The following is a 14,401-nucleotide window of genomic DNA, read 5'->3' as shown; positions in this document are numbered from 1 at the left end:
TTGTGTGTTTCGGATGTTGGCAGTAATTCAGGTGGTACCAAGTCTGGAAGTTGAGAAAGCTCGGCTGTTAGATTTTTATCTTATGTTCCCATCTGCCATGAAGGATATTAGGCTTCCTGCTTCCTTGTCACACGGGCGAAAAATAGCGAAGTCTGTATCTAATGTCTATCATGACCCTCTCAATCCTCAGGTTGCGTTTCGCGATATGGCTCAGATTCAATCGTCAGCCTTGCGTAGTATTGCTGCTTCTGGATTGATAAATTTACAGCAGTTTGAAAAGGGCATGATAGAGCGTATGGATACTGCTCTACCTGCAAGCCTTCTTGAAAAAGTTTCTGCATTTTTATCAGGTCAACAAACTGTAGTGGACTTCGTCTTAAAAGAGCTTGCGTCGCTGCCTCTTCGTGGTCTAAATGGCCTTAAACATCGAACTGAATTGCTGGAATATAGATATGACGCTTCTTAAGCCATCCCTTAGAGTATGTCGCCTTGTCGTTCTTCAGGGGAGTCATCGTGCTTTTGATTGCGAATTTCATTCTGGTGTGAATGTTGTTCGAGGTCGTAATAGTTCTGGTAAAACTACAATCATGGACCTGCTGGCATATTCTTTAGGTGCTGAGAATATTAGATGGAAGCCTCAGGCACTTGAGTGTTCTAGTACTATGGTGGAGGTTGCCCTGAATGGTTCGCAAGTTACTCTGCTACGTGAAATTAGCAGCGAGACTCAGCGGCCATTATTAATATATTGGGGGCGAATCGACTTAGCCTTTGACGCAGGACCTGCTGAATGGGAACGTTATCCATTTAAGCGTTCAGAGCAAAAAATTAGTTTTTCCCAGGCGTTGTTCGGTGCGCTAGAGTTGCCCCTGGCACAAGGCCAGGGCGCGTCTAACCTTACCATGCATCAACTGCTCCGCGTTTTATATGCAGATCAACCATCTGTTCATAGCCCAATTTTTCGTATGGACACTTTCGATAGTGCGCTGACACGGGAAATGATAGGCGGGTACTTGTGCGGAGTTTATAATGATGATTTATACAGTGCGCAGCTTAGGGTGCGCGAGGTTAGTAAGGAATTAGATAAAAAAACAGCAGAGTTGCGAGGTATTTTTAGTGTCCTTGGAAGATCGGGTCAGGCTCCAGATATTGAAGCTTCAAAGAGCGCTATACCAGATTTAGAAGATAAGCGTGATGAGCTTACACGTTATATCGAGGACTTAAAAAGCACGCGGGTCATTTCGCGAAAAGAGAAAACTCAGGCTGTTTCAAAATCCGATAGCTTGCGGACTCAGTTGAACTCCGCAAAAAGATATGAGTCCACCCTAAAGGACGCTCTGGCGATCAGAGAGTTAGATATACTTGACTCTCGTTTGTTTATTGAAGAGCTGAAGCTGCGGCTAAATAATTTGGACGAGTCTAAAGAGACTCGTCAGTATTTTGGTGATGTATCTTTTCAATTTTGTCCAAGTTGCCTTGCAGAAATCAAAGTGGATGATGCTGCTCACTCATGTCATTTGTGTAAATCTACGGCAGACGGTAATGGTGATATTCAACTTTTGAGAATGCGTAACGAGTTGAGTATTCAGATTAAGGAATCATCTTCTTTGATGGTTGCCAAAGAGGCGGAAGTTCAGCAGCTTAGAAACGATATTCCTTTGGCGACTAAAGAAGTTAGGCGTCTTGAAAAGGAGTATGGGTCAGTCGCGTCCTCGTGGTCTTCTGAAATCGAGACGATATTGGAGCAGACTGGCCGCGCTTTGGGTGCTTTAGACGAAGAAATTCGACAAGCTTATGAAAAGCAAAAACTCTTTGCAGTAATTGGTGAGCTTCAAAAGAAAAGAGATGCGTTATCTAAGGAGTTCAATGAACTGAACGAATTGGTGGAATCACTTGAGGCTGGGCAGGAGTCCAGGAAGTTGGAGGTTTCAAGGGTTCTAGAAAAAAACATGATCCGTCTTCTGAAGCAGGACTTGCCGTTGCAGCTTGAGTTTATCAATCCTCACTCCGTAAGTTTTGACTTTGTTGAAAACTCTGTGTATGTAAATGGATCGCGGAATTTTTCGGAAAGTTCGGCAGTTGTTTTGCGACATGTTTTCCATTTGGCACTTTTGTCTACCAGTTTAGAACTCCCATTTATGCGGGTTCCTCGTTATCTGATGCTAGATGGTATTGATGATGGCGGTATGGAAAAAGACAGGAGTCACAACTTGCAAAAAATAATTGTTAATGAATGCAATGCATTTAAGTCTGAGTTTCAATTGATTTTTGCAACTTCTGAGATAAATCCGGAATTTGAGAATACTGATTTGGTGGTTTCTCGTTATTTCAATCCAGAAGCAAGGTCCTTAGATATTCGGTGATTGTGATGTGTTTGCTATGGGACGTTTTCGTCGGAAGCGTCCCGCGTTATTAAAGCGCCGCCAGCCGTCTAAAAAACTTTCATTCGGCTGCATCTTTAAACGATGGGGTCGTTATTCAGTTCTAACCAGCGATCCATTATATCTTTTTGTTTTCCATTAATAAAAAATCTATCGATATCTTTCAGTCGTTCATTAAGGACTCGCTGGCAGGCAAGCGCAGATCGCTCTTGATTATCACGGAACTGCAAAAGATACTCCTCACCTTTGAATATATAGTTTCCATTACCGATAAAGTCAGGCGTAGCATCAGAAATCGAATCAATACTGCACGCCAACTGGATGCGTCCTTGGGGGCTTGTATCATTCCAACTGAAACGCGGTGAGTATTGAAGCTGGGTAACAAGCGTAATTATTTTCTCAGCTGCAATATGTTGCTCATTCTGCCAGTTTCCAGATCTCCCGCCCGACTTGTACCAGCAAAACTCTTTTACGACTGAGCCATCAAGTGGATTTTTTAGCGCCTTAACGGCCCCATTCTTAAATGGGCTGTTGTGCAAGGATATCGAACGTTCGTGGATAATGTTGTCGACGAAAATTCTACATCCTTTGCCCGCCTTCTCCAGACCTACCGCCTGAGTAACTGCACTACCCAATATGAATTGGCCGATTGCTCGATTGATTTTATTTGGCTCGACGATCTCTCCATAGGAGATCCCCCCCCTTGATAGCAGTCCAACGCTAACCGAACTCCACATGAATGCACGAGCAGCGTCCATAACAGCCAGGACATTCTCGGACCAGATGTATGCACAATCAGAAAGCTGAGCGATTTTTACTTGCTTATGAGACGCACTGACTGCTGCTAAGCAGGAGCGAAATTCAGTTAGTAGCTGTCCACAGAAAAGATTTGCCGACGGAGGTGAGGAGGGGCTCATCCCCCAAGCTGTGAAATCATTCTCGCCGAGAGTGACTTGATTTTGAGTTAATGCGCCGACCCCCAGCATATCCACGAAAAAAACAGCACCTTGATATTGCTTCATACGACCCCCTCTTTCAACGCAATTCAGCAGCCCAAGGAGAGGGCTGGTTCACGAGATATTGAAATATTCAAGTGCTCACTCCGGCGCCATGAGTACTGCAAGGCTCATTTTGATAAATTCTTCGTTATTGTCGATCGTTTGCAGGGCGCCGCGAACGTTGCCGGCCACCTCCGCTGATCCTCTTTGCTCAACCCAAAGCGTCAGCTCCATGATCGCGGCTTCGAGCGCAAGTTGGTTTTCGTTGATCTTGAACAGTAGGGAAGGGAGCAGGTCTGAGTTTGGCATCACGAAATCCTCCATGAAAGAGGGGGCATCGTAGCAGCGGAAATGCAATGACACACATGGGGGATCGCAGCGGTCGGCAGGACGCCAGAGAAGGAAGAAAACGGAAAGTTTTGTAACGGTTATCAAATAGTTTTGTAACGGCTCTAAAAAACAGCACCGATTCCCAAACCCCAGAAACGACAAATCCCTCAAAAATCAGGGCTTTGTCGTATAAAGATGGCGATGGGATTCGCACTCATGGACCTGTTACAGTCGACGATTTTCAAGGCCGTTGCCTTGAAGCACTCATGCTGGTGGGTAGATTGCAGATGAGCAAATCTGAGCTGCAACTGCACCAACTGACGAGGTTCCCATGATCACCGACTTTCCACCGGCAGGGACTAGAGCCCAAGTGTAACCCGCATATGCGCCATAGCTATTTTTTCCGTTGATCTCGATACACCAAGAGTCCTTCGATTTATCTCGCGCCTCCCCACTACCATCGGAGGTAACGAAAAAAGTATCGCGAAACTTTGCGCTTTCCGGATCTTTCAGATCGTGGCTCGCCATTGTATGGGCAAGCTGAATGACATTCTCACTCATCGGATATCGATATAGTGTCATCGGTTTGGCTGGGGCAGACCGTGGCGGTGTTGAGCAGCCAGCCAGAGAGAGAATCACGAGAGAGAGGGCGAGCTTTTTCATCCAACATTCCCTTGTTTATATTTTTTGATTCGGCACCTGGGCCGCGCGATATGCCTCAGCATATCTCACCCCCAAGGTAGATCGGTAATTGTGATACTGAGTGAACGCGGTAAGTATGCAAGATCGGCATACGTTCGATTTTTGTAAAGCTTTCCTGAGTGCGTAATTTCGCGCTTGAGGGGCGGTGTTTTCTGGACCGCAATATTGTAGAGGGGTGCGGAAACATTAGGCTGCATGGCATATCAATAGGCTTGATTGCGGCCCGGAAAACTATCTGTAAGCCCCGGCCTGATTGATTTTCCCTCAGGACTTAAAATCCCCCGCTCGTAAGGGCGTGCCGGTTCGATTCCGGCTTCGGGCACCACGAATATCAAGGGCTTGCGTGAGATACCTCATGCAGGCCCTTAGTTTTTTCCGCCATCAAAAAATCTTTTCCGCAATTCGCTACTGCCCGGGCTGCATGCTCTGCAGGGAAGCGTAATTTTCGACAGGCTGCCTGAAACGGGCTTTACTGGAAAAAGTCGTGCGGATTATCGAGGGCTGCGTGTTCTCGGCAGCCGGTACTGGCTGGATGCCGGGTCCACATCTACACCCGTCGAGGTTGAGGACCAGCCCATGTCCCGGTTCCTCTGCGCCATGTTTTTCGCGTTGCTGCTGGTCGGTTGCGCCACCACGCGCATGCCCCACGACTTCAGCGAGGCGATCCCCGCCAGCGAATCGGCTTTCGGGCGCTCGATCCAGACTCAGGCTGCCGCGCATGAGGGGCGCTCGGGTTTTCGCTTGCTGCCCAACAGCAGTGAAGCCTTCCGGGCGCGCGCCGAGTTGATCCGCAATGCGCAGAAATCCGTCGATCTGCAGTACTACATTGTGCATAACGGTCTCAGCACCCGGGCACTGGTCAATGAAATGCTGCTGGCTGCCGATCGCGGCGTACGGATACGTATCCTGCTCGATGACACCGCCACCGACGGCCAGGAAGAAGTCATCGCTACCCTGGCGGTGCACCCGAACATCCATATCCGCGTCTTCAACCCTTTGCATCTGGGGCGCAGCACCGTGGTGACTCGAACCATGGGCCGTTTGCTTGATCTTTCCCAGCAGCACCGACGCATGCACAACAAACTGTGGCTGGCTGACAACAGCGCAGCCATCGTCGGTGGGCGCAACCTGGGGGATGAATATTTCGACGCCAAGCCCGATCTCAACTTCACCGACATGGACCTGCTTTGCATCGGACCGGTCGCCGAGCAATTGGGGCACAGCTTCGATCAGTACTGGAACAGCGCCTTGAGCCAATCGATCAGTGACTTCCAGATCAACAAGCCGACAGCACAGGACTTGCGCGAGAGCCGTCAACGTCTGGAGCAGTCGCTCCAGTCCTCACGTACCGAGCACAGGGCTTTGTACGACCATCTCATGACCTACCAGACTCGGCCGCAATTCGAGACGTGGCGCAAGCAACTGATCTGGGCCCATGGCACGGCGATGTGGGATGCTCCGAGCAAGGTCCTGGCTGACGGCGAACCGGCACGTGCGTTATTGATGGCCACACAACTGCGGCCTGAACTCGATGGCGTCAGCAACGAGCTGATCATGATGTCGGCCTACTTCGTCCCGCAAAAGTCGGGCATGGACTATCTCCTGGGGCGTGCCGATGCCGGCGTTGATGTGCGCCTGCTGACCAACTCACTGGAAGCCACCGATGTCCCGGCGGTGCATGGCGGCTATGCACCGTATCGCAAGACGCTGCTAGAACATGGCGTGAAACTCTATGAACTGCGGCGTCAGCCGGAAGATACCGGCCGCAGTTCTTCGTTTGGATTCAGTGGTGGCTCGGTCTCCAGCCTGCACACCAAGGCCATGATCCTGGACAGGCAGAAAGTGTTCATCGGTTCGTTCAATTTCGACCCGCGTTCACTGTTCTGGAATACTGAAGTCGGAGTGCTGGTCGACAGTCCCGAACTGGCCGGCTACGTGCGCCAGGCGGCGCTTGATGGCATGGCGCCGGCCATGAGTTACCAGGCCCGACTGGAAAACGGCGAAGTCGTCTGGCTCACCGAGGACGACGGCCGAGAACATACCTTGCGCAAGGAACCCGGCGGCAAATGGCGCAGCTTCAAAGCCTGGCTCAGCGACAAGGTCGGGCTGGAGAAGATGCTCTGAATCGATACCCGGAGTCCCCCTCTGGTCTCGTTGTGCAACAGGAATTTACAAAGAACCCTTTCGATAAGGGTGACGTGATCAAGCTGGAAGTCTTCTGACGTTTTTGCCTGCAATTGCCTGACTCAGGTGCCTTGGAGCTGCCGAAGGCTGCGTCAAGATCAAGATCAAAAGATCGCAGCCTTCGGCAGCTCCTACAGTGGTTTGGCGGGTGGGCATCTGCCATGGATAGCAGGCCGCCGCTGTCCGGAAAGGGCTCCATGTCGAGCCGATCTCGATCATCTTGATCCGGGCGTTCAGCCGGTTGCAATCGGGGTTGTCAGGTCAACCCGACCCTTGTAGGAGCTGCCGAAGGCTGCGATCTTTTGATTTTGCTGTTCAAGATCAAGATCAAGGGATCGCAGCCTTCGGCAGCTCTTACAGTAGTTACCCGGGATTGTGCGCAGTACCTTATTTTTGAGCGTGATGAATGACACAACGAAATTTTTTGCTGTTGGCTTTGTTGTTCATGTTTTTGACAGGTTGCACGACGATGCCACCCAAGGATCAGGACAATCTCTGCAACATTTACCGTGAGTATCCCGACTGGTACGAGGACTCGCTGGAAATGCAGAGTGAATATGGGACGCCTCTGCATGTGGCCATGGCGATCATGAAGCAGGAAAGCAGCTATGTGGCGGACGCATTGCCGCCGCGTGACTACCTGCTCTGGGTGATCCCCTGGGGGCGAGTCAGTTCGGCCTATGGTTATGCGCAGGCTCAGGACCCGGTGTGGGGTGAGTACAAGGACAGCACTGGCAACGGCGGTTCACGTGACAGTTTCGACGACGCGATCATGTTTATCGGCTGGTACACCACGGGCACGCAACGCCAGCTCGGAATCTCCAAATGGGACACCTACAATCAGTACCTGGCTTATCACGAGGGGCGTGGGGGCTTTAGCCGCAATTCCTATCGCAGTAAACCGTGGCTGATGCAGGTTGCCCAGAAAGTGCAAAAGCAATCGGAGATTTACAACGCCCAACTCAAGCAGTGTCGTCAGGCGCTGGAAGATGATCGCAGTGGGTGGTTCTAGCGCGGTAAAGACTTCGCTCACGGGCGTTATGCGGGATCAAGGGCCTGCCTTGCGACGATCGCTGCCGGTCGGGTTGCCGGTGTTGATCAGCCTTCTTTCCTGCAACACGTTTTCCAACGCCCGGCGGTCTGACGGGGTCATTTCATGCTCTCGCTCCTTGAGTTCCAGCAGGATCGGGGTCGACCACTGGCGGTAGGTTTGTTCGGCATTACGATTGAGTGACATGCGTTTTCTCCTTGATCAGGCTCCTGCCAATTAAGGTGCCGCAGTTCGATACGCAAGAGACCCTAGCCGACGAACCCTGTTCTCGCCAATGCGTTACATCGGACGCCCGTTACCCCAGATGCCCGCAGCCGCGGTGCGCTGCACGTAGTCGCTGAAGTCGCGCGCCGGTCGTCCCAGTGCCCGCTGCACGCCATCGGTCACCGGTGTGTTGCGGCCGTCGAGCACGGTGGTGAAGAGGTACAGCACCAGATCGATCAACGCCGGGGGAAGTTGTTCCTGTTCCATTGCCTGTCGATAGGCGGGCGCCGGTACGGCCACGAATTCGATGTTGCGATGGGTGGCACGGGCAATCTCGGTCACGGCGTCGGCAAAGGTCAACGCCCGAGGGCCGGTCAATTCATAGAGCTGGCCTGTGTGCCCGGGCTGGGTCAATGCGGCGACGGCGCACTCTGCGATGTCGTCTGCATCGACAAAGGGTTCGGCGACCTGACCGACGGGGAGTGCCAGTTCACCTTGCACAATGGGTTCAAGAAAGTGCGCCTCGCTGAAGTTCTGGCAAAACCAGCTGGCCCGCAGAATCGTCCAGTCAATCCCGCTGTCCTGTACGACACGTTCGGCCTGTTGCGCTTCGACTTCGCCGCGCCCGGATAACAAAACCAGTTTGCGGACTCCGCTTTTCACCGCCAGGTCGGTGAAAGCCTGGATGGTTTCGACGGCGCCTGGAACGGCGAGATCGGGCTGGAAGGATATGTAGACAGCATGAACACCCTCGATTAACGCGTCCCAGGTTGATCGATCCTCCCAGTCGAAAGGAGGATTCGCATCGCGGGAACCCTGGCGAACGGGCAGGCCGGCCGCTTCGAGTCGTTGGGTGATTCGCCGTCCGGTTTTGCCGGTGGCGCCGAGGACCAACAGGGTTTGCTGGGCGGTGTTCATCGCGTTCATCTCCATCGGTTAATGTGAGCGATGCTCACGTTTTAAAGATGATAGATCCTCATGTTTGTACGTCAACCCATCAGGTCGAATCACCCGACGTGCGGGCATCTGTTGTTTGGCATGGGGATGGGCGATGCTAAGGTGAGTACATGTCACGTTATTGATCGGAAAATTCACTCGTGCGCAAAAAGACCCCTGAAGCCTTCGAACAGCCTGCTGCAGAAGCTGTTCGGCGTAATCCCACGCAACAGCGCAGTCGCGAGCGTCAGGAGCGGATTCTGACCGCGGCGACCCAATTGATTGCGGACAAGGGCAGCGATCAGCTCAAGATGAGTGAAATCGCCGAGCGTGCCGAGATCTCGATCGGTTCCCTTTATCAGTATTTCCCCGACAAGAGCGCCGTCATTCGAACACTCGCCGAACGCTACAACGCCGAGAGCCGTCGTTGCATTGCACAGGCATTGGAGGCTGTCGAGGATGCCCAAGGGTTGCAGGCCGCCTATTCGCAGTTGCTCGACCTGTATTACGAGATCGTGATGGCGACACCGGTGATGCGTGACATCTGGTCCGGCATGCAGGCCGACAAGCAGTTGATGCATCTGGAGCTGGAGGAGAGCCGGGTGGCCGGGGCGCTGCTGGCCCAGGCCATGCTTCGTGTATATCCGCAAAGCGATGAGCTGAAGGTCCGGCAATCCGCGTTTTTGATCTGGCACCTGGGCGAGGCGACCATGCGCTTGGCGGTCACTTGTACGCCAGAGGAAGGGCGCGCGCTGGTCGAGGCGTTCAAGCGCATGTCCCTGCGCGAGGTCATGGAGCCAGCGTGCAGGGACATCTGATCGTAGTAGAAGCTGCCTAGACGAAAGGTTGGCCGGCAAATCCCCGTGGCAGTCGTTGCAGGCCGGCCATCGCGGTCAGTCGTTCGGTCCAGGCTGAACGCCAGTTATCGGCGGTGTGCACGGCTTTGGCTTTGCGTGCTGCGCGGCGGGCGGCGTTGCGTTCAGCCTTGCGGGCTTCTTTGTAGGCGTCGGTGTTTCGGCAACTTCTGCATTTCACCCGATTGAGTTCGCGGGTCGATACCAGGTTGTTGCCGTGGTGACCGCAGGCCAGGTGCCCGCTGACTTTGAAATGAGTGACCATTGGAACGTCTCCTTGGTGACGTGTGATCGGTTGACCCCACGTGAGCGGTGGCGTTCGATTGATTTTGCGCAACAAAAAATCCCGGCACGAGGTCGGGTTGCAAGAGAGGGTGAAAACTCGGCAGCCAGCCGGCTATCCGGAGGCGTCAGTGCCACCGGTCATGCTGCCCGAATCGGGCCTGTCCTCGTACCGCGAATCCGTGGCGGATCATCTGAACCGAGGCAGAGGCCGGTCGACAGGCTGGAGAGAAGACAGGGTGTGCCGGATCAGCGGCGTGTCCTTCTCGATGTCGTTCAGGCGATCACGAATTCTGAGGGCGGTGGGGTGTCCGCCTTGATGATCGACCCAGTCGGCGATTTCCTTGCAGGCCGCAGCCAGGCGCGCCTGACGGGAGTCGAGCAAGGTGAGCAGGGTGGTGATGGACTCTTTTTCGGACATGGGAGACACCTCCGTTCAAGAAACCTGGTGTGGCAGCAAAAAGCCCGCCTGGAGCGAGCTTTCTGCCGTTGGGGTCGCTGTTCCTTCAGCCATTTCAGTATAGACCCGTTAAAAAATGGTGGCAGGCCCTCAACCTTGTCGGGCTGTCACTTGTGATTTGGCGTTCAACTGCCGGCAAACACGCTGAGCGTCTTCTTCAGTGTCGTAGCCATCGCCGATAAAGCCTTGGGTGCGGGTATCGGCGATGCGATACCAGACCGCGGCATCCGGAGGCAGATGGTCATTTTCACCCGCACGGCGGCCATGAATGATGATCTTGTTGCAACGCTTCACGACGAAAATGTCTTCCATGGCGTCTCCGCAGCGGATTCGTGTTCAGTTCAACTATAGAAGTCATTGGTGATCGTGCAAAAAATAGGCAGGTCAATTCGTCGGTTCAGGCGCGGCGGGCATTCTCTCAAGGAAGATCGCCAGCCCGACCTCTTCGGCCGATAGCCCCTTGCGCGCTCTGGTCCTTGGCAGTTGCGCCAGGTCACCGAGAACAAAGCCATCCAGCACCGCCGGATGGATATAGCATTTGCGGCACACCGCCGGGGTATTGCCGAGCTGCCTGGCCACATTCTTGACCATTTCCACCAGGTGCCGCCTGGCGTCCGTTTCAGGCTCCCACTGCAGTTTGCGCAACATCGCCAGAGCCAGGACGCTGCCGGCCCAGGTGCGGTAATCCTTGGCGGTGAAGTCGGCGCCGGTGAGCGTTTGCAAATAGCTGTTGATGTCGGATGAACTGACGGTGTGCCGGTCTCCGTTTTCGTCCAGGTACTGGAACAGGTTCTGCCCGGGAATGTCCTGGCAGCGTTTGATGATCCGCGCCAGTCTCCGGTCTTTCACGGTGATCTGGTGCTCGACGCCACTTTTGCCGCGGAACTGGAACTGGATGGCACTGCCGTTGATCTCTACATGGCGGCTGCGCAAGGTCGTCAGGCCGTAGGAGCGGTTGTCCCGGGCATATTGGCTGTTGCCGATTCGGATCAACGTCGTGTCCAGCAAAGTGATGACCGTGGCCATGACTTTGTCGCGACTGAACCCCGGTGCCGCCAATTCGGCTTCCAGTCGCTGGCGCAGTTTCGGCAAGGCCAGGCCGAACTCACGCAGGCGCAAGTACTTGTCGGCGTCGCGCACCTCCCGCCAGCGCGGATGATAACGGTATTGTTTGCGACCCCGGGCATCCCGCCCGGTGGCCTGCAGGTGCCCGCATGGGTCGGCGCAGATCCACACTTCGGTATAAGCCGGCGGCACCGCGAGTGCGTTGAGGCGTTTGACTGCCTCCGGGTCGGTGATGCGCTGGCCCGCCGGGTCGAAATAGGCGAATTTGCCGCGCAGTTTCCGGCGGGTGATGCCCGGCTGGGTGTCATCGACATAATGCAGGTCAGGCGGCAGTTCATCGGGCATGACAGGCGTCCTGGGCGAGGAATCACGGGGCGTTACAGCCATGGACCGCACCCCGCTGCAGTCGTGCCGACGGATTTACGCCAGCACTGCGACCGCTTTGATTTGTGCCCAGAGTTGCTGGCCAGGGTGGACGTTCAGTTGATCGCGGGAATAACGCGTGATCCGCGCCAGCAGCGGCGTGCCGGCGGCGTCCAGGCGAATCAGCACATGGGCGGCGTTGTCGGCGTTCATTTCACTGACCACGGTGACCGGCAGGCGATTGAGAATGCTGCTGTGCCCGGCACTGTGCAGGTTCAGGCTGACATCCCTCGCCTGGACCTTGCAGCGCAGTGCCTGGCCTGCATCCATGGGCGTATGCGGCACACGAATGTTGAGGCTGGTGCCGGGCAATTGCAGGCTCAGCAATTGATAGTCGGCGTCATAGGCGCTGACGCGGCCTTCGATCACCACACCGGCGTCGTCCCCCATGGCCAGAGGCAAGTCGAGGCGCGCCAGGGTCTGGCCGATCGGACCGCTGGCCAGTGCCTTGCCGTTGCTGAGCAACACGATATGGTCGGCCAGCCGCGCGACCTCATCCTGGGAGTGGCTGACGTACAGCACCGGAATCTCGAGTTCGTCGTGCAGCCGCTGCAGGTAAGGCAGGATTTCACTTTTGCGTTGGGTATCCAGCGCCGCCAGGGGCTCGTCCATCAACAACAGTTTCGGGCTGGTGAGCAAGGCGCGGGCGATGCCGGCGCGCTGTCGCTCGCCGCCCGAAAGGTGTTGCGGGTGCCGGTCCAGCAAATGGCGGATGCCGAGCAATTCGGTAGCGTGGGCCATGTCGACCCGCCGCTGCGGCTTCGGGATGCGCTTGAGGCCGAACTCCAGGTTGGCCAGCACCGACAGATGAGGAAACAGGCTGGCTTCCTGGAACACGTAGCCCAGCGCGCGTTTGTGCGGCGCGACGAAAACCTTGTTGGCGCTGTCTTGCCAGACTTCATCGTTGACCTGGATAAAACCCTGATCGGCCCGTTCCAGGCCTGCGATGCAACGCAGGCAAGTGGTCTTGCCCGAGCCGGAATGACCGTACAGCGCGGTGACGCCACGACCCGGCAGTTGCAGATCGACGTCCAGGGCGAAGCCCGGGTAATCCAGTTTCAGGCGCATGTGAATCATCGCTCAGCTCCAGCCCGCTTTGGTTTTCCGGCTGGAATACAGCGCCAGCAAGACGACAAACGAGAACACCAGCATCGCCCCGGCCAGCCAATGGGCCTGGGCGTATTCCATGGCTTCGACGTGATCGTAGATCTGCACCGAGACCACGCGGGTCTTCTCGGGAATGTTGCCACCGATCATCAGCACCACGCCGAACTCGCCGACGGTGTGGGCGAAACCGAGAATGGCGGCGGTAATGAAACCGGGGCGGGCCAGGGGCAGGGTCACGCTGAAAAAGGTGTCCCAGGGATTGGCCCGCAGCGTCGCAGCCACTTCGAGCGGACGCGTGCCAATGGCGGAAAAAGCGTTTTGCAGCGGCTGGACGACAAAAGGCATCGAATACAACACCGAGCCGATGACCAGCCCTGCAAAACTGAAGGTGAGGGTGCCAAGACCGAGTGATTGGGTGAACTGGCCAATGAACCCGTGAGGGCCCAGCGCCAGCAACAGATAAAAACCGATCACGGTCGGTGGCAACACCAGAGGCAGGGCGACAATCGCCCCGACCGGACCGCGCCACCAGGAGCGGGTGCGCGAAAGCCATAACGCAATCGGAGTGCCGACAATCAGCAGGATGACGGTCGTCAGGGACGCCAGTTTAAGGGTCAGCCAGATGGCGGAAAAATCGGCACTCGATAGCGACATTTTAGATTTCGTAGCCGTAGGACTTGATGACAGCTGCCGCTTTCGGCCCCTTGAGGTAGTCAACCAATGCCTTGGCGGCCGGGTTGTCCTTGCCCTTGTTGAGAATCACGGCGTCCTGCTTGATCGGGTCGTGCAGGCTGGCCGGTACGATCCAGGCCGAACCGCTGGTGATCTTGCCGTCCTTGTAGATCTGCGACAGCGCGACAAAACCCAGCTCGGCGTTGCCGGTGGAGACGAACTGATAGGCCTGGGTGATGTTCTGGCCTTCAACGATCTTGTCCTTGACCTTGTCGGTCAGACCTTCCCTGGCCAGCACCTGGGTCGCCGCCAGGCCGTAAGGCGCAGCCTTCGGGTTGGCAATGGACAGGTGCTGGTACTCGTTCTTTTTCAGCACGTCACCCTTGGCATCGACGTAGCCTTCCTTGGCCGACCATAGCGCCAGGGTGCCGACGGCGTAGGTGAAGCGCGAACCCTTGACGGTGTCGCCTTCGGCTTCGAGTTTTTTCGGGGTGCTGTCGTCTGCCGCGAGGAACACTTCGAACGGCGCGCCGTTTTTGATCTGGGTGTAGAACTGGCCTGTGGCGCCAAAGGCGGTCACCAGTTTATGCCCGGTGTCCTTTTCGAAATCAGCGGCGATGGCCTGGATGGGCGCGGTGAAGTTGGCAGCGACAGCCACCTGGACTTCGTCCGCCTGGGCTGAGCCGAAGGCGAATACGGCGAGCAGGCTCGTGAGGCACGCAGGGGTAAAACGTGAGGCGCGAAGGGTCATGAAA

General features: G+C 55.2%; 17 protein-coding genes and 1 tRNA gene. 6 read left to right on the top strand and 12 right to left on the bottom strand.

Annotated elements, in window-relative coordinates:
- Nucleotides 1-13: 13 nt before the first annotated feature.
- The gene (locus C9422_RS09770; protein ID WP_218279141.1) at nucleotides 14-466 is read left to right on the top strand and encodes an ABC-three component system middle component 5; all 453 of its coding nucleotides are present in this window, start codon (nucleotides 14-16) and stop codon (nucleotides 464-466) included.
- Nucleotides 453-2,360 carry an ATP-binding protein gene (locus C9422_RS09765; protein WP_116580495.1) on the top strand — a complete coding sequence of 636 codons (1,908 nt, stop codon included), beginning with the start codon at nucleotides 453-455 and terminating at the stop codon, nucleotides 2,358-2,360. The genes C9422_RS09770 and C9422_RS09765 overlap by 14 nt, the downstream gene beginning before the upstream one ends.
- Before the next feature lie 95 nt (nucleotides 2,361-2,455).
- Here the strand turns inward: C9422_RS09765 and C9422_RS09760 are convergent, their stop codons facing one another.
- The 3 genes from C9422_RS09760 to C9422_RS32000 all read right to left on the bottom strand — a co-directional run bounded on the left by C9422_RS09760 (nucleotide 2,456) and on the right by C9422_RS32000 (nucleotide 4,369).
- On the bottom strand, nucleotides 2,456-3,400 hold the full coding sequence (locus tag C9422_RS09760) for a hypothetical protein (RefSeq protein WP_116580494.1): 945 nt from the start codon (nucleotides 3,398-3,400) through the stop codon (nucleotides 2,456-2,458).
- A 75-nt stretch (nucleotides 3,401-3,475) separates the two neighbouring features.
- Complete coding sequence (locus tag C9422_RS09755; protein ID WP_116580493.1) at nucleotides 3,476-3,685, bottom strand: hypothetical protein; 210 nt, start codon at nucleotides 3,683-3,685, stop codon at nucleotides 3,476-3,478.
- 285 nt (nucleotides 3,686-3,970) lie between these two features.
- A complete protein-coding gene (locus tag C9422_RS32000; protein WP_133249002.1) occupies nucleotides 3,971-4,369 on the bottom strand; it encodes a hypothetical protein in 399 nt (132 codons plus the stop codon).
- Nucleotides 4,370-4,655: 286 nt separating this feature from the next.
- On the opposite strand from C9422_RS32000, the gene C9422_RS32180 reads away from it, so the two are divergent.
- The 3 genes from C9422_RS32180 (at nucleotide 4,656) to C9422_RS09740 (ending at nucleotide 7,604) form a co-directional block, all read left to right on the top strand.
- Nucleotides 4,656-4,733: transfer RNA gene (locus tag C9422_RS32180), tRNA-OTHER, on the top strand.
- Between the two features lie 251 nt (nucleotides 4,734-4,984).
- On the top strand, nucleotides 4,985-6,532 hold the full coding sequence (locus C9422_RS09750) for a phospholipase D family protein (protein ID WP_116580492.1): 1,548 nt from the start codon (nucleotides 4,985-4,987) through the stop codon (nucleotides 6,530-6,532).
- Nucleotides 6,533-6,998: 466 nt separating this feature from the next.
- On the top strand, nucleotides 6,999-7,604 hold the full coding sequence (locus C9422_RS09740; RefSeq protein ID WP_116580491.1) for a hypothetical protein: 606 nt from the start codon (nucleotides 6,999-7,001) through the stop codon (nucleotides 7,602-7,604).
- A 36-nt stretch (nucleotides 7,605-7,640) separates the two neighbouring features.
- Here the strand turns inward: C9422_RS09740 and C9422_RS09735 are convergent, their stop codons facing one another.
- Both C9422_RS09735 and C9422_RS09730 read right to left on the bottom strand, forming a co-directional pair.
- Complete coding sequence (locus C9422_RS09735) at nucleotides 7,641-7,829, bottom strand: hypothetical protein (protein ID WP_116580490.1); 189 nt, start codon at nucleotides 7,827-7,829, stop codon at nucleotides 7,641-7,643.
- A 93-nt stretch (nucleotides 7,830-7,922) separates the two neighbouring features.
- Nucleotides 7,923-8,765, bottom strand: coding sequence for an NAD(P)H-binding protein (locus tag C9422_RS09730; protein WP_116580489.1), 843 nt, complete (start codon nucleotides 8,763-8,765; stop codon nucleotides 7,923-7,925).
- Nucleotides 8,766-8,944: 179 nt separating this feature from the next.
- Between C9422_RS09730 and C9422_RS09725 the strand changes: the two genes are divergently transcribed.
- On the top strand, nucleotides 8,945-9,601 hold the full coding sequence (locus tag C9422_RS09725; RefSeq protein WP_116580488.1) for a TetR/AcrR family transcriptional regulator: 657 nt from the start codon (nucleotides 8,945-8,947) through the stop codon (nucleotides 9,599-9,601).
- A 16-nt stretch (nucleotides 9,602-9,617) separates the two neighbouring features.
- Here the strand turns inward: C9422_RS09725 and C9422_RS09720 are convergent, their stop codons facing one another.
- The 7 genes from C9422_RS09720 to modA form a co-directional block, all read right to left on the bottom strand.
- Nucleotides 9,618-9,902, bottom strand: coding sequence for a hypothetical protein (locus C9422_RS09720; RefSeq protein ID WP_007975979.1), 285 nt, complete (start codon nucleotides 9,900-9,902; stop codon nucleotides 9,618-9,620).
- A 207-nt stretch (nucleotides 9,903-10,109) separates the two neighbouring features.
- Nucleotides 10,110-10,340 carry a hypothetical protein gene (locus C9422_RS09715; RefSeq protein WP_007975977.1) on the bottom strand — a complete coding sequence of 77 codons (231 nt, stop codon included), beginning with the start codon at nucleotides 10,338-10,340 and terminating at the stop codon, nucleotides 10,110-10,112.
- A 129-nt stretch (nucleotides 10,341-10,469) separates the two neighbouring features.
- A complete protein-coding gene (locus C9422_RS09710) occupies nucleotides 10,470-10,691 on the bottom strand; it encodes a hypothetical protein (RefSeq protein ID WP_007975974.1) in 222 nt (73 codons plus the stop codon).
- A gap of 72 nt (nucleotides 10,692-10,763) precedes the next feature.
- Nucleotides 10,764-11,789, bottom strand: a complete 1,026-nt coding sequence (locus C9422_RS09705; protein WP_116580487.1) for a DNA topoisomerase IB — start codon at nucleotides 11,787-11,789, stop codon at nucleotides 10,764-10,766.
- A gap of 75 nt (nucleotides 11,790-11,864) precedes the next feature.
- On the bottom strand, nucleotides 11,865-12,944 hold the full coding sequence (gene modC, locus C9422_RS09700; protein ID WP_116580486.1) for a molybdenum ABC transporter ATP-binding protein: 1,080 nt from the start codon (nucleotides 12,942-12,944) through the stop codon (nucleotides 11,865-11,867).
- Between the two features lie 3 nt (nucleotides 12,945-12,947).
- On the bottom strand, nucleotides 12,948-13,628 hold the full coding sequence (gene modB / locus C9422_RS09695; protein WP_007975967.1) for a molybdate ABC transporter permease subunit: 681 nt from the start codon (nucleotides 13,626-13,628) through the stop codon (nucleotides 12,948-12,950).
- A 1-nt stretch (nucleotide 13,629) separates the two neighbouring features.
- Nucleotides 13,630-14,397: a molybdate ABC transporter substrate-binding protein gene (gene modA, locus C9422_RS09690; protein WP_116580485.1), complete on the bottom strand. Its 768-nt coding sequence runs from the start codon at nucleotides 14,395-14,397 to the stop codon at nucleotides 13,630-13,632.
- Nucleotides 14,398-14,401 lie beyond the last annotated feature (4 nt).

This window comes from Pseudomonas sp. B1(2018) (assembly GCF_003097365.1).
Taxonomy (GTDB): domain Bacteria; phylum Pseudomonadota; class Gammaproteobacteria; order Pseudomonadales; family Pseudomonadaceae; genus Aquipseudomonas; species Aquipseudomonas laurylsulfatiphila.
This window is presented reverse-complemented; position numbering and strand designations above follow the sequence as displayed.